The organism is Spiribacter salinus M19-40, assembly GCF_000319575.2.
Classification (GTDB): domain Bacteria; phylum Pseudomonadota; class Gammaproteobacteria; order Nitrococcales; family Nitrococcaceae; genus Spiribacter; species Spiribacter salinus.
The window spans coordinates 680,146-701,026 of sequence record NC_021291.1 but is presented as its reverse complement, the minus strand read 5'-3'; the positions used below and the strand labels follow the sequence as shown (position 1 = coordinate 701,026).

Below are 20,881 nucleotides of genomic sequence, written 5' to 3'. Positions count from 1 at the left end.
CGATGAAGACACGCCACTGGTTATCGACCCTGATCATTACCCTGGCTGTTGTCGGGCCCGCACCGGCACAGACCGAGGCTGACCCGTGGGAAAATGGCGACGATTGGGGGGATGAACCATGGGCGGAGGAGCCAGAAGGCTGGCAGTGGTACGGGTTTATCGAGGGTGCGTATGCCGGACGAACCCAAAACGATCCCACGCTGGAGGAAGACGCGACCCTGAGTGAGCTGCGTGCCCAACTGGAGGGTGAGCGTCAATTCGGGCGCTTTGAAGCCGTGCTCAAAGCGGATGTCTGGGCCGATGGTATTGAAGATGGCGGCCGGGGTGATCTGCGGGAGGCAACGCTTTCCGGGACGGTGACGGATCAAATCGACGTGAAGGCGGGCCGTCAGACCCTGACCTGGGGCACGGGCGATCTCGTATTCCTCAATGATCTCTTCCCCAAAGACTACGTCTCGTTTTTTAATGGCCGTGATGACGAATACCTGAAAGCCCCAAGCGATGCCTTGCGGTTGTCCTGGTATGGGCCGGTTAACGTTGAAGTGGTGTGGATGCCGGTTGCACAGCCGAATCGGTACATCGAAGGCGAGCGGCTATCCTACTTCTCACCGCAGGCCGGCCAGCGCACCAGCACACGCGTGGACCCGGTCGACCGCGACGAACTTGTGGACGATAGCGAATTCGCGCTGCGCGTCTACCAGACAGTGAACGGCACCGAGTACGCCGGCTACGCCTATAGCGGCTATGAAAAACAGCCGAGCGGTCAGGACCCGAACAGTCAAACGCCCTACTTTCCGCGCTTGAACGCCTTTGGCGCGAGCGTGCGCCGACCGATTGGACAGGGCATCGGCAATCTGGAGACGGCATGGTATGACGCCGAGGAAGACCAGCTTCGCTTCCTCGCCGGGTTTACACATGAACCTGTTGGCAACCTGACCCTTGGCTGGCAGTACTATCTTGAGTGGACCCAGGACCACGACGCGTTGGTCGCCGCCACGCCAGATGCGCAGCGCCCCTACGCGCCGGATGAGTATCGCCACCTGATCACCAATCGCATCACCTGGCAGCTAATGCAGCAGGACCTCACGCTGTCGCTGTTCAGCTTCGTCTCGCCCTCTGACGAGGACTACTACTTGCGGCCCCGCGCTCGGTACCGCTTCAGTGACCGGCTATTTGGAACCGTGGGTGGGAATCTGTTCGGCGGTGAAGACGAGTGGACCTTTCATACCCAGCTGGAAGACAACAGCAACCTGTACACCCGGCTTCGCTACAGCTTTTGATCAGCCGCGCTGTGCAAGGTATTCGGCAAACGCGGGCCCCAGCTCTGGGTGTTTCAGGCCGTATTCAACGGTCGCCTGAAGATAACCAAGCTTGTCGCCACAGTCATAACGGGTCCCGATGAACTCGTAGGCCAGCACCGGCTCGTCCTGACGTAGGGCATCGAGGGCATCCGTCAGCTGGATTTCGCCGCCGGAGCCCGGCCGGGTCTGGCGGAGCTTGTTGAAGATGCTCGAGTTAAGGATATAGCGGCCGACCACGCCGAGATCAGAAGGTGCGTCCGCCGGATCGGGCTTTTCGACAATGCCCTTGAGCTGGCCCAGCCGCTCGGCTACGGGCTCGACATCGACCACGCCATAGCGATCCACCTGATCATGCGGTACGCGCTGCACACCGAGGATGCTGGCAACCTGCTCGTCATAGCGGGCCACCATTTGCGCGAGGCATCCATCGCCGTCGCCATCATCAATCAAATCATCGGCGAGAATGACCGCAAACGGCTCATCACCAACCGCTGGCTCGGCGCACATGACTGCATGGCCCAGCCCCAACGCTTCAGACTGCCGGATGTAGATGCAGGCGACATGCGAGGGAACGATGTTGCGCACGGCCTCGAGGCGCTCCATCTTGCCCTGTTCTTCAAGCTCGGTTTCGAGCTCATAGGCCTTGTCGAAATGATCAGGAATGCTGCGCTTGTTGCGCCCATTCACAAAGATCAGCGTCTCGATACCCGCTTTGACGGCCTCCTCGGCGGCATACTGAATCAGTGGTTTATCCACCACCGGCAGCATCTCTTTCGGATTCGCCTTGGTGGCTGGGAGAAACCGCGTGCCCAGTCCGGCGACGGGGAAGACTGCCTTGCGAATACGTTTTGCCATCAACCGCTACACTCCAAGAGACGGATCAGTGTGTTAGCGCCTGATTTTAACCGGGGCCGCCAAGCCTGTCAGGTTTGACGGCCCGACCAGCCTCACTCGAGCGTGATCTGCTCGCGAATGGCATCCAGCGTTACCACGCCGATCCCGTTGACACGCGTCAGTGCCTCTGCCGATTCGTACGGGCCATTATCCGCTCGGTCCTGAATGATGGCCGCCGCCGTCGCTGGGCCAACCCCAACCAGAGCCTGCAGACCCTCCGCGTCCGCTTCGTTGATGTTGACAGACGCGCTGCTGGCGACCGCCAGGGAAGTGACGAGCAATAATGGGAGTGCAGCGGCGGTGATCGATCGAAAAATCATCATAGTCTCCTTGGTACTCCAGTGATGGAGTCTCGAAGACTAGGGCGACGTTGGCGGTCCTTCCGTGATCTGCATCTCATTCTGGATCGCCACCAGCGCCGCCATTGGATCAGCGGCTTGTGTTATCGGACGGCCGATCACGAGATCCGTTGACCCACCCGCCATCGCTGCTTGCGGTGTCACCACCCGCCGTTGATCGTCATCGCCACGACCCGAGGGGCGAACCCCGGGCGTGACACGACGAAAGTCCTCGCCGAAGGTCTGCCGGATCGCGTCGGCCTCCCAAGCCGAACAAACAACACCATCCAGGCCCGCCTCAAAGGCCAACCGGGCCAGTCGCAGGACGGCGGCTTCCGGCGGTCCCTCTATACCGGTCTGCGCGAGCGTCTCGGCATCATGACTGGTTAATACCGTAACGGCGGTCAGTAAAGGGGAATGCGGTCGCTGGTCAATGGCCGCACGGGCCGCCTCGAGCATGGCGAGCCCACCGAGGGCATGGACATTGACCATCCAGACACCCAGGTCGGCGGCAGCCCGGCAGGCGCCGGCGACGGTGTTTGGAATATCGTGAAATTTGAGATCTAAGAAGACCTCCCACCCATCGGCGACAAACGACTCGACCAAAGCTGGGCCGCCGCGCACGAAAAGCTCCTTACCCACTTTCAGGCGGCATGCGCCCACAGGCAATTGCTCTACCAGCGCCCGAGCGCTGGCTACATCCCGATAATCCAGGGCGATGATCGGTGGGTTAGCCACCATATTTACTCCCCTTGCAGACCACGGCGCGGCTTAATGCTGGCCCACGTCCGGCATCCGGGACATTGCCAGTGCAGTTGCCGGGCCTCGAATCCGCATTCCACACACCGATATGGCAGGCTATCGCCGAGCAGCGCGTCGAACAGCTCCCGCAGGACCTGCAAATCCCGCTGACGACGGCGATCACTGTCCTCGTCATCAATATTCAGCGCCACCAATCGCTCAAGCCCACGCACGGATGGGCGCTCGCGTAACTGCTCTGCCAGGAATTCGATGGCCGCCTTGCGACCGTCGTCCTCTTCAATCAGCTCAGAGAGCTTCATCACAACAGAAACCCCTGGATACCGGCGCACCAGACGGTTCAAATCAGCGCGAAAAGCGCCACGCTGTCCGATCGCCTGATAGGCCGCTTCCAGTCGGGGCAATGCCTCCGGGATATAGTCTATGTCCTGATCTTCAACACGCTGGGCGGCCTTGATCGCCGGTCGCCAGCGGCCCTCGTTGCGTTCGAGATCGCTTTGCAGAAGCGCAGCGCGCACACAGTGCGCATCATAGCCGAGCGCCCGACGCAGAGCCTGTCGAATCGCTGCCGTCGAGCCATGGCCTCGGATGAGCGCCTCAGCCTGCTCACAGGCAAACTGCGCCATGATCGGGCCGCAGTGGGATTGCCCTTCCCGTTGCAGTTTTCGGGCGGTCTCGATGCCCTTTTCCCATTCCTTTTCCTGCTGGTAGATATCCAGCAGCGACTGCAACGCCGTCACTCGGTAATCAGCAAACTCGAGGGCCTCGAGAAAAAGCGCCTCAGCACGGTCAAGCAAACCGGCGGCGAAATAATCCCGTGCCAGCTCCACCAGGGAGGCCGCCCGCTGCTCGGGCGCAAGCGAAGGCCGCGCGATCAGGTTCTGGTGAATGCGAACGGCCCGATCCGCCTCGCCACGGCGACGAAACAGGTTACCGAGTGTGAGATGCGTCTCGACGGTGTCCTCGTCGAGTTCGACCATGCGGATGAAGACTTCAATCGCCTGGTCGGGCTGCTCATTGAGCAGATAATTGAGGCCCTGGAAGTAATCCCTCGAAAGCGCCTTTGGCTGGCGACCCTGCTTATCGGGCCTACGACCTATCCACCAGCCGGAGAGGGCTGCCAAGGGGAGCAGCAGCCACAAGAGCTGGAGCATCGTCAGGGGCTATTCCGTATGGGCAGCTTGCGAAGCTCCGAGAGTTCATCTCGGGACGAGGCCACCTCTCGACGCAAGCGGGCAAGCTGCCAGCGCTGTTTGGTAATGATTCCCACCGCGGCCACCATGCCGAGCAAGGCACCAAGGGCGAATGCAATGACTAACCACAGCGACAGCGGCAGGGCCAGCCGGCCAAAATAGAAATCCAGTTCCGTTGCGGCCGGGTTCAGCATGGCAAAGCTCAGCCCGATGGCGATCACCATCAGCGCCAGGGCCAGCCAAACCAGACGCTTCATCCTTGCGCCTCTTCCCGCTCACGCCCCTCATCGACGCGCTCACGCATCTGTTTGCCCGGCTTAAAATGGGGCACGTGTTTGCCGGGCAGGGAAACCGGCTCACCGGTTTTTGGATTGCGGCCAATTCGCGGCGGCCGATGATGAAGTGAGAAGCTACCAAAGCCCCGCACTTCAATTCGCTCGCCACCGGCCAGCGCTTCGCTCATTTGCTCGAGCAAAGTCTTTACCGCCAATTCAACATCGCGCTGAGCCAGATGCTGCTGGCTTTTGGCGATAAGTTCGATCAATTCCGACTTGGTCATCGACGGCTATCCATCACTGCACGGGCCCTGTTAAGGGCGGAGAGCGCCGACCACCGCCACGCGAAGGTCGGCGCTCGTTCGTGGATCTCACTCGTCGGCGTCGCGATCCGACATCTGCTCTTTGAGGAGATCACCCAACGTCGTCGTTCCAGCGGCACCCGTGTTGCCATAATCCTGCACGACCTCTCGCTCATCCTGCTGGTCCTTGGCACGGACAGACAAGCTAATCATGCGGTTGCGACGGTCGACTGCCATGAACTTGGCCTCGACCGAGTCCCCTTCCTTGACGACGGTGCGAGCGTCTTCGACGCGCTCCCGATCCAGGTCGGAGGCCCGCAGGTAACCCAACACCTCGTCACCCAAATCGACCACGACACCCTTGGCGTCGACTTCCGTCGCCGTGCCCGTCACGATCGTCCCCTTGGGATGGTTGGCAACCCACTGGGAGACGGGATCCTGGGCCAACTGCTTGACGCCAAGACTGATCCGCTCGCGCTCCGGGTCCACCGACAGCACGACGGCCTCCACTTCTTCGCCCTTCTGGAATTCATGGATGGACTCTTCGCCCGCATCACTCCAGGAGAGATCCGACAGGTGCACCAGACCATCGATGCCGCCTTCCAGACCAACGAAGATCCCGAAGTCCGTGATCGACTTGATGGCACCGGTGACCCGGTCGCCCTTGTTGTACTGCGCGGCGAACTCGTCCCACGGGTTCGGCTGGCACTGTTTCATACCCAGCGAGATCCGGCGGCGCTCTTCATCAATGTCGAGGATCATGACCTCGACCTCGTCGCCGATCGACACCATCTTGGCCGGGTTCACGTTCTTGTTCGTCCAGTCCATTTCGGACACATGGACGAGCCCCTCGACACCCTCTTCGATCTCCACGAAGGAGCCGTAGTCGGTGATGTTCGTAACCTTGCCGACCACGCGGCTACCCTCAGGATAGCGACGCGCGATGGCCTCCCACGGATCCTCGCCGAGCTGCTTGAGGCCCAGCGAAACGCGATTGCGCTCGCGGTCGAACTTCAGCACCTTGACGTCGATTTCCTGGCCGACATCCACAACCTCAGACGGGTGCTTCACGCGGCGCCAGGCCATGTCGGTGATGTGCAACAGACCATCGATGCCACCGAGATCGACGAAGGCACCGTAGTCGGTGAGATTTTTGACGATGCCCTTGAGTGTCTGACCTTCCTGCAGCTTCTCGAGCAGGGCCTCACGCTCAGCGCTGTACTCTTCCTCAACCACTGCCCGGCGAGAGACGACCACGTTGTTCCGACGGGCGTCGAGCTTGATCACCTTGAACTCGAGGTCCTTGCCCTCAAGATAGGTGGTATCCCGCACCGGCCGGATATCGACCAGGGAGCCTGGGAGGAACGCGCGAATATGGCCCAGATCGACGGTAAAACCGCCCTTTACCTTGCCACTGATCTGTCCATTGACGGTCTCAGCGCCTTCGTAGGCTGCTTCGAGTACACGCCAGGCACGGGCACGCTTGGCCTTCTCCCGGGACAGCTTGGTCTCGCCGGAGCCGTCTTCAACGGCGTCCAGAGCCACTTCGACGTCGTCGCCGACATTGACTTCGACGTTGCCCTGCTCGTCGGTGAATTGCCGAAGCGGAATGACCGCTTCTGACTTAAGGCCGGCATTGACGATGACGTCTTCGCCGTCGATGGCCACCACCTGCGCAGTGACAATGGAACCCGGGCGCATATCGGTCTGCACCAGGCTCTGTTCGAAGAGTTCTGCAAAGCTTTCGCTCATGGGCTGAATAAATCCGGGATCGTAAGCCGATCCAATGGTTGATGAATAAAACGTGCCGTCTAGACGGCACCCCCGTTTGGAATGCAGGCCTCAACCTGCTCCATGACTGTTCGGATCACCGCCTCCACGTCCATCGACGTGGTATCAACGCTGATCGCGTCTTCAGCAGGTGCAAGCGGTGCCACCGCTCGGTTCATGTCGCGTTGGTCGCGCGCTCGCAATTCCTGCAAAAGATCGGCGAGATTAGCACTGACACCCTGCTCCATCAACTGCTTATGGCGTCTCCGCGCCCGCTCCTCGGCGCTGGCTGTCAGAAAAATCTTCACGGCAGCGTCCGGGAAGACGACCGTGCCCATGTCACGGCCATCCGCGACCAGTCCTGGCCACTGACGGAAAGCCCTTTGACGTGCGAGTAGCGCATCGCGGACCGCCGGGATGGCGGCCAGCTCCGAGGCCCGTGCTCCGCAAGCCTCGTCACGAATGGCTGTGGTCACCACGACCCCGTTCAACAGGACCTCACCGGCTTGCGGCCCCACCGTGGGAAACTCGATCTGCAAGGCCTGGCTGCGCGCGATCAACGCTGGGAGGTCATCCACCGCGATGCCCGCCTCCAGGGAATCCAGCGCCAGCAGGCGGTAGATGGCGCCACTGTCAAGAAAGTGCCAGTCGAGTCGCGCAGCAATGGCCTGTGCGATCGTGCCCTTCCCGGCACCCCCGGGGCCATCAATGGTGACGATCGGGACGTCCTGACGTGTCATGTCGCCTGCTCCACCGCTGAAATGCGTAGACCCACCTGTGCGGCCAGTTCGACAAAGCCCGGGAAAGAGGTATCGACCTCGGCGCAACCGCTAATCTCAATGGGCCCATCGGCAACCAGGCCCGCCATCGCGAACGCCATCGCAATCCGATGGTCACCATGGGCGTGAACGCGACCGCCCTGAATAGGCCCACCGGTCATCGTTAACCCGTCCGCCCTGGTCTCAACCGCGACGCCCAGCGCGGTGAGCCCTTCCGCCATGACCGCGAGGCGATCGCTTTCTTTTACCCGCAGCTCCTCGGCTCCACTCAGCGTGGTCACGCCGTGCGCGCAGGCAGCCGCGATAAAAAGCACCGGAAATTCATCGATGGCCAATGGCACCCAATCCGTGGGTATCTCGATGCCATGCAGCGGCGCAGGCGTGACATGCAGGGTGCCGACTGGTTCACCGCCTGCGCTGGAAGCTGGTTCGATATCAATTTGGGCGCCCATGCGCCGAAGGATTTCGATCACGCCAATACGGGTGGGGTTGAGTCCGACATCGCGTAGTGTGAGTGAAGACCCGGCCGCGATGGCCGCACCCACCAGGAAAAAGGCCGCAGAAGAAATATCGGCTGGGACATCAATCGGGCCCGCCGTTAAGCGTCCACCGCCGCTGACACGGACTTCCCCGCCATGACTTTCGACCGGATAGCCAAAGGCCGTGAGCATGCGCTCTGTGTGATCGCGGGTGATCCCCGGTTCTGTCACCGTGGTTTGACCACGCGCATAAAGCCCGGCGAGCAAAACCGCCGATTTCACCTGCGCGCTGGCCATGGGCATGGCGTAATCAATGGTATGAAGACCCGCCGCCGGCTGAATCGAAAGCGGTGCGGTACCGGCCTCAGTCGCGTGAATAACCGCACCCATCCTGGCCAAAGGCTCGGTGACCCGTCGCATCGGCCGGCGCATCAACGAGGCATCGCCTACCAGTTCCGCCGTGAAGGTCTGGCCGGCAAGCAGCCCACAGAAAAGCCGCATCGATGTACCGGAATTACCGAGATCCAGTGGGCCAGCCGGTGCGGAGAGCCCGTGCAAACCCACCCCATCAATCTGCAATGCCCCTTGCTTCGGCCCGTCAATGGCAACGCCCAGAGCCCGCATCGCCGCCAGCGTGGCCATGGCGTCATCACCCTCCAGAAAGCCACGGACCTCGGTGATTCCCTCCGCGATCGCACCGAGCATGACTGCGCGGTGAGAAATGGACTTATCGCCCGGCACCCGAATGTCGCCACGAAGGCACCCGCCTGGCGTGACACGGAACTGCCGATTCGAGGCACTCGTCATCGGTCAGTCCTCATCCACTCGGTCCTCAAACCACTGCAGATAGCCATCACGGATCTGCTTGGCATTGCGAAACACGCCCTCGAGGCCTTCCCCATCGGCCGCCTCAATCAGTGCGGTCAGCTGTTCCAGATCGCCCCGATACGCGGCCAGTGCCTCGAGTAATGCGTCTCGATTTCCCAGGCAGATATCCCGCCACATGACTGGATCACTGGAAGCGATGCGGGTGAAGTCGCGAAAACCGCCGGCGGCATAGCGAAAGATTTCCTCGTGCGACGGGTCGCTGGCGAGACTGTCTACCAGGCCAAAGGCGAGCATATGGGGCAGATGGGAGGTCATGGCCAGCATGCGGTCGTGATGATCGACGGACATCGTGACCACGCGCGCACCGGCCCAGGCCCAGAGCCGCTGGACCCTCTCGAGTGCATCCTCGTCGGTCTGCGGTGTCGGGGTAAGGATGACCCGGCGGTCAACAAACAAACGCCCAAAGGCGGCCTCAACGCCACTGTGTTCCGTTCCCGCGATGGGGTGACCCGGGACAAAGCGTGGCAGGGGCCCGCCGAATTCGGCTTCAACGTCCGCGACGACACAGCCTTTGGCACTGCCCACATCGGTTATCACCGCCTGTTCCGGCAGGTGTGGTCGAATCTCGGCCATCACCGTGCGGATAGCGCCCAGCGGCACCCCAAGCACCACGATATCCACGTCCGCCAACGCGTCAGCAGCCGAGACGGTCACCCGATCCACAGCGCCGTGGGCTAAAGCCCGTTGCAATTGCTCTGGATGGCGCCCCAACCCAATCACTTCACCGATTTCTGGCCGCCCGCGCAGGGCAAGCCCCAGAGAGCCGGCTATCAGTCCCACGCCGACCAAACAAATGCGGGGCCCGGTGCTTTGCGCCATAGAATCCGGCTCAGTCCACCGACCGGGGATAGGAGCCCAGCGTCTTCAGCAGGCTTGCAAGCTGCTGCATCTCACCCAGCGCCCGTTTGAGATCGGGATCCTCGGCATGGCCCATCAGGTCGATGAAGAACACGTACTCCCACATCCCTTCCGGAGAGGGACGGGATTCAAGTCGTGTCATGTTCAGCCCATACCGAGCCAGGGGCGCCAACAAGCCTGCTAGTCCGCCAGGCCGGTTCTCCCGGGCAATTACCAGAGACGTCTTGTCCTCGCCCGTCGGTTCCGGGCTCTCATGGCCTAGCACCAGGAAGCGGGTGCTGTTGGCCGCCCCGTCCTGGATCGAGGCCTGATGAATGGGCAAGCCGTAACGCTCAGCAGCGGCATCGGAGGCAATCGCGGCCGCCTGCGAGTCCTCTGAGGCCAGACGGGCCGCCTCGGCGGTGCTCGAGACCGCGATGCGCTCTGCGGCGGGTGCGTGGGTCTCCAGCCACAGGCGGCACTGGGCCAGGCCCTGCTGATGGGAGTAGATGCGGGTAATCTCTGGTAGCGCCGTGGCGTTCGTGGCCAGGTTCTGGACGATCGGTAACTCAACCTCGCCCACGATCTGCAACGAAGATGACAGGAGCCGGTCGAGGGTATGGGTGACCATGCCCTCGGTGGAGTTCTCCACGGGCACGACACCGTACTCGGCCCCGCCCGACTCCACCTCACGAAACACGGCATCAATGCCTTGCAGCGGCTGGCTGTGGATGGCATGACCAAAATGCTTTAGCGCCGCTTCCTGGGTAAACGTTCCCTCCGGCCCCAGAAAAGCCACGCGCAGGGGTCGTTGGAGCGCCAGACATGCCGACATAACCTCACGAAACAGGCGGGTGATGTCCTCATCGGAGAGTGGCCCCTCATTGGCATCACGCAGCCGCCGCAGCACTTCCGCCTCACGCGCCGGGCGATAAAAATCCGCCTGACGGCCCTCAGCCTCTTTGGCAGCGGCGACTTCCGCTGCGGCGCCGGCACGCTCGTTCACCAGACGTAACAACGCATCATCGATTTCATCGATCCGCGCGCGGATGGCCTGGAGCGTCTCGTCAGTCACGCCAGTTCCCTCTTGCCTACTCAATCACCCGAACGGCCAGCACCCCTTCGGTACTGCGCAGCCGGGTGACCACGTCGTCCGGCAACTTGCCATCAATATCGACCACACTATAGGCCAGATCGCCCCGGGACTTGTTGTACATGTCGGCAATGTTGAGGTCGGCTTCAGCCACCGCAGAAGAGATCTGACCCAGCATGTTTGGCACGTTCGCATTGGCCACGGTGAGCCGATCACCACTGCCGTTTCGCGGCAGCATGAGCTCGGGGAAGTTGACCGCATTAACGATGTTCCCGGTCTCCAGATAATCCCGGACTTCGTCCGCGGCCATGACGGCACAGTTTTCCTGGGCCTCGTTGGTAGAGGCGCCAATGTGCGGCAGCGCAATGACATCGGTGCGTCCCTCAAAGGCAGCAGCGGGGAAGTCGCAGACATAGGTACGCAGCCGTCCCTGATCCAGCGCCTTGACCACCGCCGTTTCATCAACAATGCCCGCGCGGGCAAAGTTGAGCAGCACCTGGCCCTCCCGACTGCCGGCGAGACGGGCGCCGTTGATCAACCCACGCGTGTCATCGGTTTCGGGCACATGCAGCGTAACGACATCCGCGGCGGCGAGGACTTCGTCCACGCTGTGAGCCCGCCGGACACCGGCTTCCAGATTCCAGGCGCTGCGCACCGTGATTTGCGGGTCATATCCAATCACCCGCATGCCGAGGGCCATTGCGGCATTGGCGACGTTCACACCGATGGCACCCAGGCCAATCACACCCAGCGTCCGGCCAGGAAGCTCAAAGCCCGTGAACTGTTTCTTGCCCGCCTCAGCGGCTTGATTCATCTCGGCATTGGTGCCCGTGAGCCCCCTTGAGAACTCCCACGCCGGGCCCATGCAGCGTGCCGCCATGAATAGGCCACCGAGAACCAGCTCCTTGACCGCGTTGGCGTTCGCCCCCGGTGCGTTGAAGACGGGGATGCCGCGCTTGCTCATCGCGTCAACCGGGATATTGTTGACCCCGGCGCCCGCACGCCCCACCGCTTTAAGCGTGTCTGGAATGTCCCAGTCGTGGAGCTTCGCAGAGCGCAGCAAGACCGCGTCCGGATTGGACATTTCCGAGGCAATCTCGAATTGTTCACGCGGAAAGCGATCCAGTCCACGCGCCGAGATATTGTTCATGGTCAGTATCTTATGCATATCTATTAGCCGTGACGTCGTTCAAAATCAGCCATAAAGTCAATCAGGGCATCCACCCCGGCTTCAGGCATTGCGTTGTAGATACTCGCGCGCATCCCGCCGACGGATCGGTGACCCTTAAGCGTGTGCAAGCCTGCTTTAGCCGCTTCGTCAAGGAACTGGCCATCCAGCTGATCATCCGCGAGTACGAACGGAACGTTCATGAGCGAGCGCACCTCGGGAGCAACCGGATTGCGGTAGAAATCCGACGCATCAATGGCGGCATACAGCCGAGCCGCCTTGCGCTGGTTGCGCTCACCCATCGCGCTTAACCCACCCTCGGCTTGCAGCCACTGAAAGACCAGACCCGCGATATACCAACTATAGGTTGCGGGGGTATTCAGCATCGAGTCTGCCTCGGCCTGGCGCTGGTTATGCCAGACAGAGGGCGTCTGGTGACTGGCGCGGTCGAGCAGGTCATCGCGAACGATGACAACCGTTAGACCAGCCGGGCCAAAATTCTTTTGCGCCCCGGCATAAATCACGCCATAGCGGGAGACATCAATCGGCCGTGACAGAAATGTCGAGGACATGTCCGATACCAATGGAACATCCCCGACCTGGGGAGGCTCGTGGAGCTCAACGCCTGTAATCGTCTCATTGGCGCAGTAATGGAGATACGCAGCGTTGGGATCGAGCGCCCATTCCGCCTGCGGAGGGATGGTCATCGGATCGGTGTTGCCGCCCTCGGCCACGACGTTGACCGAGGTGTAGTTTTTCGCCTCGGCAATGGCCTTTTTCGACCAGCTTCCGCTGTTGAGATAGTCCACGCTGCTAGCATCACCCAGCAGATTTAATGGGACGGCGGCGAATTGGGCGGTAGCGCCACCCTGCAAAAACAGCACTTTGTAGTTATCGGGCACGGCCAGCAGCTCGCGCAGCGCGGCCTCCGCCTGCTCAGCGATTGAGACGAATGACTTTCCGCGATGACTCATTTCCATCACGGACATCCCCGTCCCATGCCAGTCGAGCATTTCGCTCGCGGCTTGTTCGAGAACCGGCTCCGGCAATACCGCCGGGCCTGCGCTGAAGTTGTAAACGCGTGCCATTCTGCGCTCCAGAACTGATTGCAAAAGAAAAACGGTCCGGGTCAGTCCGCGGTGTCGGGATCCATTTCCTCGACGTCATCCTCAAGGGACTCAATCCGCGCCAGACCCACCAAATGTTCGCCACGACCCAGGCTGATCAGCTTGACGCCTTGAGTATTCCGGCTTAACACCGAGATCTCAGCGGCCCGCGTGCGCACCAGTGTTCCACCGTTACTGATCAGCATGACCTCGTCGTCTTCACTGACCTGTGCAGCGCCGACAACGGCGCCGTTACGCTCGGACGTTTGAATGCCGATGACCCCCATGCCGCCGCGACCCCGCAGCGGATAGTCTGCAACCGGCGTGACCTTGCCGAAGCCGTTCTCGGTTACCGTCAGCACATGACCCTCACCCAGAATCAGGCATTCAATGACGGTCTGGCCCGGCGCCAGGCGGACGCCGCGCACACCCGCAGCCGTTCGTCCCATGGCCCGGACTTTCGATTCTTCAAACCGGATCGCCTTACCTGCGCTGGTGAGCAACATGATGTCGGAGTTGCCATCCGTCATGCCGACGTTCACCAGTCGATCACCATCGGCTAAATGCACCGCGATGATTCCGGATGACCGTGGCCGGGAGAAGTGCGACAGCGGTGTCTTTTTGACGGTTCCCTGCTGTGTGGCCATGAACACGTGATAATCACCATCGAATTCACTGACGGGCAGCACGGCGTTAATACGCTCGTCTTCTTCCAGAGGCAGCAGATTAACAATCGGCTTGCCTTTGGAACCCCGACTACCGTGCGGTAGTTCGTAGACCTTTAGCCAGTAGCACTTACCGTGGCTCGAAAAACAAAGCAGCGTGTCGTGACTGTTCGCAATCCAGAGCTTGTCGACGAAGTCCTCATCGCGCATCCGTGTCGCCGCCTTGCCCTTTCCACCGCGGCGCTGCGCCTGGTAGACATCAATGGGCTGCGATTTGGCGTAGCCGCCATGGGAGAGTGTGACCACGACGTCCTGCTCGGGAATGAGATCTTCCATGGTCAGATCAAGGCGATGCTCGAGGATTTCACTGCGGCGCTCATCGCCGTAACGCTCACGGGCTTCCAGGAGTTCGTCGCGAATCACTTCCATCAAACGCTCGCTACTCGCGAGGATGGCGAGCAGCCCCTCGATCCGCTCGAGGATCTCGCGGTACTCATCGACAATGCGGTCCTGCTCGAGCCCCGTCAGGCGGTGCAGCCGCAGGTCCAGAATGGCCTGTGCCTGAGACTCCGTCAGGCGATACGCCTGGCCAACCAGCCCGACGTCGCTGCCCAGCTCTTCCGGGCGTGATGCCTCGGCACCAGCCCGCGCGAGCATGTCGCTCACCACACCCGGCGCCCAGTCACGGGACACCAGCGCCGCTTTGGCGTCGGAGGAAGTCGGCGACGCCTTGATCAGGGCAATCACCTCATCGATGTTGGCCAGCGCGACGGCCAGCCCTTCGAGCACGTGAGCCCGCTCCCGGGCTTTTCGCAGTTCGAATACAGTCCGCCGCGTCACCACCTCGCGGCGATGAGAAATAAAGGCCTCCAGCACATCCTTTAGGTTGTGCTGTTTCGGCTGGCCCTCGTGCAGGGCAACCATATTGATGCCAAAGACCGTCTCAAGTTGCGTTTGCTGATACAGGTTATTGAGAATGACCTCGGGGACTTCACCCCGGCGCAACTCAATCACCATCCGAATCCCATCTTTATCGGACTCGTCACGCAGCTCGGTAATGCCCTCGATGCGCTTTTCCTTGACCAGCTCGGCTATCTTCTCGAGCAGACGGGCCTTGTTAACCTGATAAGGCAGCTCGTTAACGACGATGCTGGCTTTGCCGTTCGATTCATCATGTTCGAACTGGCACCGGGCCCGCATCACCAGGCGCCCACGACCCGTGCGATAGGCCTCCCGGACCCCCTCGACACCGTTGATAATGCCGCGGGTGGGAAGATCCGGGCCCGGGATAATCTCCATCAACTGTTCGATGTCGAGCGTCTCATCATCAATTAGCGCCACACAGGCATCGACAACCTCGGTGAGGTTGTGTGGAGGCACGTTGGTGGCCATACCCACCGCGATACCCGAGCCGCCATTGATAAGGAAATTCGGAACCCGCGTCGGCAGCACCTGCGGCTCGCGCTCGGAGCCGTCGTAGTTGTCGGCGAAGTCGACTGTCTCCTTGTCGATATCCGCCAGCAGCTCGTGGGCGATGCGTGCCATGCGGACTTCGGTGTAGCGCATGGCTGCGGCGTTATCGCCGTCAATCGAGCCGAAGTTGCCCTGCCCGTCTACGAGCGGGTAGCGCATAGAGAAATCCTGCGCCATTCGAACGATCGTGTCGTAGACCGCCGAGTCGCCGTGCGGGTGGTACTTACCAATCACATCACCGACTACACGGGCCGATTTCTTGTACGGCTTGTTCCAGTCATTCCCCAGCTCGCGCATGGCGTGCAAGACCCGCCGGTGCACCGGCTTGAGCCCATCGCGAACATCGGGCAGCGCGCGCCCCACAATGACGCTCATGGCGTAATCCAGATAGGACTGGCGCATCTCGTCTTCGAGATTAACCGGAAGAATTTCCTTAGCGACGCTGGACATGACTGGGGTTCTCGACTACCACTGAACGTTCAATGCGAAAGCGCGGATTATACCACGCCGGTGGGCTCAACTCAGCGGCTCAATCGCCGCTCAGACGGCGGGCCCGCTCGACACGAACCGGTTCGACCGGGACATCCGCCATGCCGTTACGCCGGGCGGTTTCACCGGCTGCGATCTCATCCACAACCGCCATTCCCTCAACAACGCGTGCGAAGACGGCATAACCGAAATCCCGCTCGCCATGATCCAGGAAGGGGTTGTCGGCAAGATTGACAAAGAACTGCGATGTCGCGCTGTCCCGCGCCTGTGTGCGTGCCATCGACAGCGTGCCGCGCTCATTCTTGAGCCCGTTGTCCGCCTCGTTAACGATCGGATCCCGCGTGTCCTGACGCGTCATCTCCTCGTCAAAGCCCCCGCCCTGAATGACGAATCCGGGAATAACCCGGTGGAATATGGTTCCGTCGTAAAACCCGTCATCCACGTACGCCAGAAAATTCTCGACACTGACCGGCGCATCATCGGCATAGAGCTCAAGCTGGATATCGCCTGCGGTGGTCTCAAAGACAACGCGGGGGTTCTCGGCATTGGCGACACCGGCACCAACCGCCGTGGCAAGGGCAAAGCCCAGTGGCAGCAACTTCATGCACACTTCTCCCTGTTAGCAAATGTGGCCGGGGGACGGGCACTGACATCACGGGGTTATTGTCGCACACTGCGCTACTCGATGAGCGACTGAGGCGGGTACAATGATCCCTGTCGAGCAGATTCTTCATCCGGATTGGGTTCTGCCCATCGAGCCGGCGGGCGAGGTCCTCACTGGTCACTCCATCGCCATCGATCAGGGGCGTATCGCCGCCATTGAACCGCGCCAGGCGCTCGAAAGCCGTCATCAAGCAGCAGCCGTCAAGGAACTGCCCGGGCAGGTCATCATGCCGGGGCTCATCAATGCCCACACCCATGCCGCGATGACCCTGCTGCGCGGGTATGCCGACGACCTGCCGCTGATGACGTGGCTGGAATCGCATATCTGGCCGGCGGAGCAGGCCCATGTTGGCGAGGCATTCGTGCGGGACGGTTCGGCACTCGCGGTGCTTGAGATGCTGCGCGGTGGCATTACGTGCTTTAACGACATGTACTTCTTTCCCGAAACGACGGCCGCTGTGGCGGCAGAGGCCGGGATGCGGGCAACCGTCGGCATGATCCTCATCGACTTCCCGACACCGTACGCGTCCGGCCCGGAGGCGTACTTCGAAAAGGGCGAAGCCCTCCATGCACAGTGGGCAAACGACCCGTTGATTGACACGACAATGGCCCCGCATGCCCCTTACACAGTGAGCGAACCGCACCTCGTGCGCGCGGCTGAGCTGGCTGAGAGGCATGGTCGCCGCCTGCACATGCACATCCACGAGACGCTTGGCGAAATTGACGCCAGTGTCGAGAAGACCGGCAGCCGGCCCCTGATGCGTCTGGATGCGCTGGGTCTGGTCGGACCGCAGTTGCTCGCCGTCCACATGACGCACCTGGATGAACGCGAACGCGATCGCATCAGCGCGACCGGTGCCCACGTGATCCACTGCCCTGAGGCCAATCTCAAACTCGCCAGTGGCATCTGTCCCATCGCCGACCTTGCGGCGCGTGGAGTTGGCCTTGCCCTCGGCACGGATGGCGCTGCCAGTAACAACAACCTCGATATCCTTGGTGAAATGCGAACCGCGGCAATGCTAGCCAAGGGAGCAAGCCTGGATGCGACCGCGCTCCCAGCTCACCAGGCCTTGGAAATAGCCACCCTCGGTGGCGCCCGAGCGATTGGCCGTGACCAGGAGATCGGCAGCCTGGTCGTTGGCAAGGCGGCCGACTTGGTCAGCCTCGATCTCAACACCCCGGAAGCAGACCCCCTCCACGACGTGGCCTCCCAAGTCGTTTATGCCTGTGGCCGCGAGGCCGTTCGGGACGTCTGGATCGCCGGCCGGCATGTGTTGAAGGCGCGCGAACCCGTCACACTCGATGTCCCGGCAATCCGCGCCCGAGCAGCCGAATGGCGTGATAAACTCCAACGCTAATGAGCCAGAACGCGGATCAGGCTGAAATCGCCAAGTTTGATGAGGATGCCAGCGCCTGGTGGGATCCTGCCGGACCCTTCGCGCCGCTGCATGCCATCAACCCACTTCGCCTTGACTACATTGAACGTCACGCCGGGCCCCTGCGCGGAAGGCGCGTGCTGGATGTGGGTTGTGGTGGGGGAATCCTTTCTGAGGCAATGGCGGAGCGCGGCGCTCAGGTCACTGGCATTGATTTGGCCGAGCACAGCCTGGAGATCGCCGGCCTGCATGCCCTCGAAACCGGGGTCGAGGTCGATTATCGTGCGATTGCTGCTGAGTCACTGGCTGACGAGGCTCCGGGCGAATGGGATGTCGTGACCTGCCTGGAGTTACTAGAGCACGTCCCGGATCCCGCATCGATCGTCTACGCCTGCGCGGCGCTCGTGCGCCCGGGCGGCCAGGTCTATTTTTCAACGATCAATCGCAACGCGCGGGCCTGGCTGTTTGCCATTGTCGGCGCTGAGCATCTCCTGCGCCTGCTTCCCCGCGGGACACACGATGCCCGGTCGTTTATTCAACCCGCAGAACTTGCACGCTGGTCGCGACGGGGCGGGCTCTCAATCGAGGACATGACGGGCTTGCAGTACAACCCACTCACTCAGACTTACGCTCTCAGCGAAGACATTTCAGTGAACTACCTGATGCAGGCAACCCGTCCGGAGGTGCGATGACCCCGTTTGCCCTGGCCCGCGGCGTACTTTTGGACCTGGATGGGACACTCTTCGATACCGCACCCGACCTGATCAACGCGATGAATACCCTGCGCGAAGAGCAATCGCTACCGCCGCTGCCGGCCGCGGAATTCGCCAACGCGGTCGGCCATGGCAGCGCACCCATGATTGCACGGGCCTTTCACCTGTCTCCTGACCAGCCGCGTTTTGAGCCGCTGCGGGTGCGCTTTCTCGAGCTTTACCATGAGAGCCTGAGTGCTGAGACCCTCCCCTACGAGGGCATGGAACCCATGCTAGAGACGCTGGAGGCCGCTGGCGTACCCTGGGGTATTGTGACCAACAAGCCTGGCTGGCTGACCCGCCCTCTGATCAACGAACTCGGCTATCACGAACGCCCGGACTGTCTGGTGACCGGCGATGACATCGCCTTGCGCAAACCGCATCCGCACCAAGTCCTCGAAGGCTGTCGGCGGCTCGGCCTGGCGCCCGCCGAATGTGTGGTCGTTGGTGATGCGGAACGGGATATTCAGGCGGGCCGCGGCGCCGGTACGATGACCCTGGCCGCCCTGTATGGCTACCTCTCCGGCGACGATCACGCCGAGCGCTGGGGGGCTGATGGCCTGATCAGTCATCCGCTCGAGACCTTGCGCTGGGTTGACCTTGGGGTTGCATCGACCGCTCAGTCTGCGACTGCCTGACCACATGGACCCACTGGATTACTGCCGGCAAAAGGTCGCGCCCGACGGGTCCAGTATTTACTACGCACTGCTGTTCGCACCCAACGAGGCGCGGGCGGGCCTTACCGCCCTTGCGGCTTACCGCGCCGAGATTCTCGAGATCCCGCGTGAGGTCAGCGAGGCCGGTGTGGGTGCGGTTAAGCTCACTTGGTGGCAGGAAGAGCTGGAGCGTCTGCGAAACGGCGCGCCACGGCACCCAGTCATGCAGGCCCTTTTACCGAGCGCCCAGTCGCATGGACTGAATCTGGAAGGGCTAGGCGAGGTCATCGAGGCGGCCCGAATGGACCTTGAATACGGTCGCTACCCGACCCTGCGGGAGCTCACGCTATACTGCCACCGCGCTGGTGGCGCCATCGCCGATCTCGCCTGGCGATTGACGGGTGCCCGCGGCGATGAGGTGGCGCCGTTCGCACATGATCTGTCCATGGGCCTGGAGCTGACGCGAATGATCCGCCATGTCCGCCGTGATGTGCGTGCGGGACGCGTGTATATCCCGGAGGATGAACTCACCCTCGCCGGACTGGATACGGAAACGCTCCTCGATGAGCACCCAAGCCAGGCCCGCCAGGAACTCATGGAGCGCCAGGGCGCGCGCGCCCGGCGCTTTCTTGACAGCGCCATTGCGCAGCTGCCCGGCGATGCTCGACGCGGTCAGACCCATGGCCTGGTCCTTGCGGTCTTGTATCGGCGTCTACTGGATACGCTCGCGCATGAGGGCTATCCGGTGGTGGCCCGGGAGCACCACCTCACCCCGTTGAGAAAATTCTGGCTGGCCTGGCGAACGGCGCGAAGGCCAGGCGCCGTCAAACCTGGGCCTGGAGAAATCCCGAAATGACCCTTGAACTGCCCTTCGTAAAAAACCCACAACCCGTCTCTGGTCGGCTGGCGGGACAACGGCTGCTCATCACAGGCGCGGCCGGCAGTCTGGGGGGCGCGCTTGCCGAGATGATCGCGGCCGAGGGCGGTGAGCTAGTGCTGCTGGACAGCGATCTCAAAGGTCTTGAAGCGCTTCACGACCGCATCGAGGCCGCTGGACATGGGCAGCCCGGGCTTTATCCGCTGGATCTCATGGGCGCGTCACCAGATGACTACACGGAATTGGCTGAACGCATTCGCTCGGCACTCGGCGGGCTCGATGTCGTCATTCAGGCCGCGGCGGCACTCGGCGAACCGGCCCCCATCGGTCTGTATGCGCCGCAACAATGGCTGGAGACCCTGCATGTCAACCTGAACGGGGCGTTCATGATGACCCAGGCCTGCCTTCCGTTACTTCGCGAGAGTGCGGGCGCCATGTTGTTTATTAGCGACGCCTGTGGTCGCAGCGGACAAGCCGCCATGGGGGCATACGCTGTGAGTAAATGGGGCCTTGAGGGCCTGATGCAAACGCTGGCAGCCGAGTCGTCGGAAGCGCACCCGGTAACCGCCTGCAGCATCGACCCTGGCCCCCTGCGTAGCGGGCTTCGGCGCCGCGCCTATGCGGGGGAGATGCCTGAAGAAGCACCGATTCCGGAGGGCGCGGCCGCGGCGATTCTCTCACTGCTCGGAACGGAGGGCTCCCCGAAGAACGGTGGTCAGTATAAGGTGACGACCTGACAGATATGGCA

The 20,881-nt window shown here is 61.7% G+C and carries 21 protein-coding genes; 6 read left to right on the top strand and 15 right to left on the bottom strand.

All coding sequences use genetic code 11. The annotated features are described in order from the left end of the window. The first annotated feature begins 2 nt into the window (after nucleotides 1-2). Nucleotides 3-1,280, top strand: coding sequence for a hypothetical protein (locus SPISAL_RS03475; protein WP_016353085.1), 1,278 nt, complete (start codon nucleotides 3-5; stop codon nucleotides 1,278-1,280). Here SPISAL_RS03475 and galU read toward each other — a convergent pair whose 3' ends face one another. The 15 genes from galU to SPISAL_RS03400 form a co-directional block, all read right to left on the bottom strand. After that, nucleotides 1,281-2,156, bottom strand: coding sequence for a UTP--glucose-1-phosphate uridylyltransferase GalU (gene galU, locus SPISAL_RS03470; protein ID WP_016353084.1), 876 nt, complete (start codon nucleotides 2,154-2,156; stop codon nucleotides 1,281-1,283). Nucleotides 2,157-2,248: 92 nt separating this feature from the next. Continuing rightward, nucleotides 2,249-2,515, bottom strand: a complete 267-nt coding sequence (locus tag SPISAL_RS03465; RefSeq protein WP_016353083.1) for a ComEA family DNA-binding protein — start codon at nucleotides 2,513-2,515, stop codon at nucleotides 2,249-2,251. Nucleotides 2,516-2,554: 39 nt separating this feature from the next. Then, nucleotides 2,555-3,274 carry an orotidine-5'-phosphate decarboxylase gene (pyrF, locus tag SPISAL_RS03460; protein WP_016353082.1) on the bottom strand — a complete coding sequence of 240 codons (720 nt, stop codon included), beginning with the start codon at nucleotides 3,272-3,274 and terminating at the stop codon, nucleotides 2,555-2,557. A gap of 2 nt (nucleotides 3,275-3,276) precedes the next feature. After that, nucleotides 3,277-4,446 carry a lipopolysaccharide assembly protein LapB gene (lapB, locus tag SPISAL_RS03455; protein ID WP_016353081.1) on the bottom strand — a complete coding sequence of 390 codons (1,170 nt, stop codon included), beginning with the start codon at nucleotides 4,444-4,446 and terminating at the stop codon, nucleotides 3,277-3,279. Nucleotides 4,447-4,448: 2 nt separating this feature from the next. Further along, a complete protein-coding gene (locus SPISAL_RS03450) occupies nucleotides 4,449-4,742 on the bottom strand; it encodes a LapA family protein (RefSeq protein WP_016353080.1) in 294 nt (97 codons plus the stop codon). Then, the gene (locus SPISAL_RS03445) at nucleotides 4,739-5,044 is read right to left on the bottom strand and encodes an integration host factor subunit beta (protein ID WP_016353079.1); all 306 of its coding nucleotides are present in this window, start codon (nucleotides 5,042-5,044) and stop codon (nucleotides 4,739-4,741) included. Before SPISAL_RS03445 ends, SPISAL_RS03450 begins: the two co-directional genes overlap by 4 nt. Nucleotides 5,045-5,131: 87 nt before the next feature. After that, complete coding sequence (rpsA, locus tag SPISAL_RS03440) at nucleotides 5,132-6,814, bottom strand: 30S ribosomal protein S1 (RefSeq protein WP_016353078.1); 1,683 nt, start codon at nucleotides 6,812-6,814, stop codon at nucleotides 5,132-5,134. Nucleotides 6,815-6,873: 59 nt separating this feature from the next. Continuing rightward, nucleotides 6,874-7,572, bottom strand: a complete 699-nt coding sequence (cmk, locus tag SPISAL_RS03435; protein ID WP_016353077.1) for a (d)CMP kinase — start codon at nucleotides 7,570-7,572, stop codon at nucleotides 6,874-6,876. Further along, the gene (gene aroA, locus SPISAL_RS03430) at nucleotides 7,569-8,897 is read right to left on the bottom strand and encodes a 3-phosphoshikimate 1-carboxyvinyltransferase (protein WP_016353076.1); all 1,329 of its coding nucleotides are present in this window, start codon (nucleotides 8,895-8,897) and stop codon (nucleotides 7,569-7,571) included. The genes cmk and aroA overlap by 4 nt, the downstream gene beginning before the upstream one ends. Nucleotides 8,898-8,900: 3 nt before the next feature. Next, complete coding sequence (locus SPISAL_RS03425) at nucleotides 8,901-9,797, bottom strand: prephenate dehydrogenase (RefSeq protein WP_016353075.1); 897 nt, start codon at nucleotides 9,795-9,797, stop codon at nucleotides 8,901-8,903. 10 nt (nucleotides 9,798-9,807) lie between these two features. Further along, entirely contained in the window at nucleotides 9,808-10,890 is a 1,083-nt protein-coding gene (gene pheA, locus SPISAL_RS03420; RefSeq protein WP_016353074.1) for a prephenate dehydratase, read from the bottom strand. Nucleotides 10,891-10,906: 16 nt separating this feature from the next. After that, the gene (locus tag SPISAL_RS03415; protein ID WP_041389178.1) at nucleotides 10,907-12,076 is read right to left on the bottom strand and encodes a phosphoglycerate dehydrogenase; all 1,170 of its coding nucleotides are present in this window, start codon (nucleotides 12,074-12,076) and stop codon (nucleotides 10,907-10,909) included. Nucleotides 12,077-12,081: 5 nt separating this feature from the next. Further along, nucleotides 12,082-13,164, bottom strand: coding sequence for a 3-phosphoserine/phosphohydroxythreonine transaminase (serC, locus tag SPISAL_RS03410; RefSeq protein WP_016353072.1), 1,083 nt, complete (start codon nucleotides 13,162-13,164; stop codon nucleotides 12,082-12,084). Nucleotides 13,165-13,205: 41 nt separating this feature from the next. Then, on the bottom strand, nucleotides 13,206-15,770 hold the full coding sequence (gyrA, locus tag SPISAL_RS03405) for a DNA gyrase subunit A (protein WP_016353071.1): 2,565 nt from the start codon (nucleotides 15,768-15,770) through the stop codon (nucleotides 13,206-13,208). A gap of 79 nt (nucleotides 15,771-15,849) precedes the next feature. Continuing rightward, the gene (locus tag SPISAL_RS03400) at nucleotides 15,850-16,413 is read right to left on the bottom strand and encodes a peptidylprolyl isomerase (RefSeq protein WP_016353070.1); all 564 of its coding nucleotides are present in this window, start codon (nucleotides 16,411-16,413) and stop codon (nucleotides 15,850-15,852) included. Nucleotides 16,414-16,516: 103 nt separating this feature from the next. Between SPISAL_RS03400 and SPISAL_RS03395 the strand changes: the two genes are divergently transcribed. Genes SPISAL_RS03395 through SPISAL_RS03375 form a run of 5 tightly spaced genes read left to right on the top strand, consistent with a single transcriptional unit; the run spans nucleotide 16,517 to nucleotide 20,870 of the window. After that, nucleotides 16,517-17,830, top strand: a complete 1,314-nt coding sequence (locus SPISAL_RS03395; protein WP_016353069.1) for a TRZ/ATZ family hydrolase — start codon at nucleotides 16,517-16,519, stop codon at nucleotides 17,828-17,830. Beyond that, complete coding sequence (gene ubiG / locus SPISAL_RS03390; RefSeq protein ID WP_016353068.1) at nucleotides 17,830-18,540, top strand: bifunctional 2-polyprenyl-6-hydroxyphenol methylase/3-demethylubiquinol 3-O-methyltransferase UbiG; 711 nt, start codon at nucleotides 17,830-17,832, stop codon at nucleotides 18,538-18,540. The genes SPISAL_RS03395 and ubiG overlap by 1 nt, the downstream gene beginning before the upstream one ends. Beyond that, entirely contained in the window at nucleotides 18,537-19,238 is a 702-nt protein-coding gene (locus tag SPISAL_RS03385; RefSeq protein ID WP_016353067.1) for an HAD family hydrolase, read from the top strand. The genes ubiG and SPISAL_RS03385 overlap by 4 nt, the downstream gene beginning before the upstream one ends. Before the next feature lie 4 nt (nucleotides 19,239-19,242). Continuing rightward, entirely contained in the window at nucleotides 19,243-20,112 is an 870-nt protein-coding gene (locus SPISAL_RS03380; protein WP_016353066.1) for a squalene/phytoene synthase family protein, read from the top strand. Beyond that, complete coding sequence (locus SPISAL_RS03375) at nucleotides 20,109-20,870, top strand: SDR family NAD(P)-dependent oxidoreductase (protein ID WP_016353065.1); 762 nt, start codon at nucleotides 20,109-20,111, stop codon at nucleotides 20,868-20,870. Before SPISAL_RS03380 ends, SPISAL_RS03375 begins: the two co-directional genes overlap by 4 nt. The last annotated feature ends 11 nt before the right edge of the window (nucleotides 20,871-20,881 follow it).

What these genes read in the sequence shown, in the direction of transcription:
- SPISAL_RS03380 (WP_016353066.1), top strand. Translation starts at nt 19,243, where the DNA reads ATGGACCCACTGGATTACTGCCGGCAAAAGGTCGCGCCCGACGGGTCC.
- aroA (WP_016353076.1), bottom strand. Translation starts at nt 8,897, where the DNA reads ATGACGAGTGCCTCGAATCGGCAGTTCCGTGTCACGCCAGGCGGGTGC.
- galU (WP_016353084.1), bottom strand. Translation starts at nt 2,156, where the DNA reads ATGGCAAAACGTATTCGCAAGGCAGTCTTCCCCGTCGCCGGACTGGGC.
- SPISAL_RS03450 (WP_016353080.1), bottom strand. Translation starts at nt 4,742, where the DNA reads ATGAAGCGTCTGGTTTGGCTGGCCCTGGCGCTGATGGTGATCGCCATC.
- SPISAL_RS03425 (WP_016353075.1), bottom strand. Translation starts at nt 9,797, where the DNA reads ATGGCGCAAAGCACCGGGCCCCGCATTTGTTTGGTCGGCGTGGGACTG.
- gyrA (WP_016353071.1), bottom strand. Translation starts at nt 15,770, where the DNA reads ATGTCCAGCGTCGCTAAGGAAATTCTTCCGGTTAATCTCGAAGACGAG.
- SPISAL_RS03475 (WP_016353085.1), top strand. Translation starts at nt 3, where the DNA reads ATGAAGACACGCCACTGGTTATCGACCCTGATCATTACCCTGGCTGTT.
- pyrF (WP_016353082.1), bottom strand. Translation starts at nt 3,274, where the DNA reads ATGGTGGCTAACCCACCGATCATCGCCCTGGATTATCGGGATGTAGCC.
- ubiG (WP_016353068.1), top strand. Translation starts at nt 17,830, where the DNA reads ATGAGCCAGAACGCGGATCAGGCTGAAATCGCCAAGTTTGATGAGGAT.
- SPISAL_RS03415 (WP_041389178.1), bottom strand. Translation starts at nt 12,076, where the DNA reads ATGCATAAGATACTGACCATGAACAATATCTCGGCGCGTGGACTGGAT.
- SPISAL_RS03375 (WP_016353065.1), top strand. Translation starts at nt 20,109, where the DNA reads ATGACCCTTGAACTGCCCTTCGTAAAAAACCCACAACCCGTCTCTGGT.
- SPISAL_RS03445 (WP_016353079.1), bottom strand. Translation starts at nt 5,044, where the DNA reads ATGACCAAGTCGGAATTGATCGAACTTATCGCCAAAAGCCAGCAGCAT.
- serC (WP_016353072.1), bottom strand. Translation starts at nt 13,164, where the DNA reads ATGGCACGCGTTTACAACTTCAGCGCAGGCCCGGCGGTATTGCCGGAG.
- SPISAL_RS03385 (WP_016353067.1), top strand. Translation starts at nt 18,537, where the DNA reads ATGACCCCGTTTGCCCTGGCCCGCGGCGTACTTTTGGACCTGGATGGG.
- SPISAL_RS03465 (WP_016353083.1), bottom strand. Translation starts at nt 2,515, where the DNA reads ATGATTTTTCGATCGATCACCGCCGCTGCACTCCCATTATTGCTCGTC.
- cmk (WP_016353077.1), bottom strand. Translation starts at nt 7,572, where the DNA reads ATGACACGTCAGGACGTCCCGATCGTCACCATTGATGGCCCCGGGGGT.
- SPISAL_RS03400 (WP_016353070.1), bottom strand. Translation starts at nt 16,413, where the DNA reads ATGAAGTTGCTGCCACTGGGCTTTGCCCTTGCCACGGCGGTTGGTGCC.
- lapB (WP_016353081.1), bottom strand. Translation starts at nt 4,446, where the DNA reads ATGCTCCAGCTCTTGTGGCTGCTGCTCCCCTTGGCAGCCCTCTCCGGC.
- rpsA (WP_016353078.1), bottom strand. Translation starts at nt 6,814, where the DNA reads ATGAGCGAAAGCTTTGCAGAACTCTTCGAACAGAGCCTGGTGCAGACC.
- SPISAL_RS03395 (WP_016353069.1), top strand. Translation starts at nt 16,517, where the DNA reads ATGATCCCTGTCGAGCAGATTCTTCATCCGGATTGGGTTCTGCCCATC.